The 1,226-nt window shown below is 40.2% G+C and carries 1 protein-coding gene; it reads right to left on the bottom strand.

Annotation, left to right across the window (positions count from 1 at the left end; translation table 11 throughout):
- Positions 1-146 precede the first annotated feature (146 nt).
- The coding region (locus CWB66_RS21120; protein ID WP_252371821.1) for a M3 family metallopeptidase at positions 147-1,226 on the bottom strand (1,080 nt) is incomplete at its 5' end.

Consider the following 1,226-nt stretch of genomic DNA (forward strand, 5'->3'; position numbering starts at 1 on the left):
AACCACACTACATAGGCGCTGCCTTGCCTAAATACCAAACAGTCTGCTGCAAATTCACCCACCAAAGATCAACACGCCCTAAAATTTAGATAATAAAAAAGCGCCATCAAGGCGCTTTAGTTTGGTTTGTGCTAAAAAATTTATTTTTAAGCCGCAATACCACTATGACGCAGTAAAGCATCTACATTTGGCTCACGACCACGGAACTTTTTAAATAATTCCATTGGCTCTTCACTGCCGCCTTTTTCTAAAATATTTTGCATGAAGGCTTGCCCTGTTTCAGCGTTAAAAATACCTTCTTCTTCAAATTTAGAAAATGCATCAGCAGAAAGTACTTCAGCCCATTTATACGAGTAGTAACCTGCACTATAACCACCGGCAAAAATATGGCTAAAACCATTTTGAAAACGGTTAAACTCAGGCGGTTTAACGATTGATGTGCGGCTACGTACATCGTTTAGTACTGCTTGAATTTGGCATTGCTCACCCACTTTGTAATCGTTATGGATTTTAAAATCGAATAACGAAAACTCAATTTGACGTAGCATTTGCATGCCTGAGTTATAGTTTTTAGCCGCTAGTAACTTATCAAGTAGCTCTTTAGGTAACGGCTCGCCCGTTTCATAATGACCTGAAATAAAGCTCAGTGCTTCTTCTTCATAACACCAGTTTTCTAAAAACTGACTAGGAAGCTCTACTGCATCCCATGCAACCCCATTAATACCCGCTACTGGTGCTGCATCAACTTGAGTTAACATGTGGTGGATACCATGACCAAACTCATGAAATAAAGTAGTTACTTCGTCATGAGTAAACAGCGCCGGTTTATCGCCAACCGCCTTATTAAAGTTACACACTAAATAAGCCACTGGAGTTTGTAGTTCGCCGTTAGCGCGTACTTTACGACCCATACAGTCATCCATCCACGCGCCGCCACGTTTGTGGTCGCGTGCATATAAATCGAGATAAAAACGTCCGCGTAGAGTATTGCTACTATCTACAATTTCAAAAAAGCGTACATCTTTGTGGTAGCTGTCAAAGTCAGTAACTTCTTTTACGCTAATACCAAATAAGCGGTTAACGGTTTCGAATAAGCCACTTAATACTTTATTTGCTGGGAAGTAAGGACGTAGGACTTCGTCTGAAATTGCGTATTTTTCTTGCTTAAGTTTTTCGCTGTAGTAACCAAAATCCCATGCCTCTAATTCAGAAATACCATGCTTTTG

Source organism: Pseudoalteromonas sp. S558 (assembly GCF_005886635.1).
In the GTDB taxonomy this organism is placed as follows: domain Bacteria; phylum Pseudomonadota; class Gammaproteobacteria; order Enterobacterales; family Alteromonadaceae; genus Pseudoalteromonas; species Pseudoalteromonas aliena.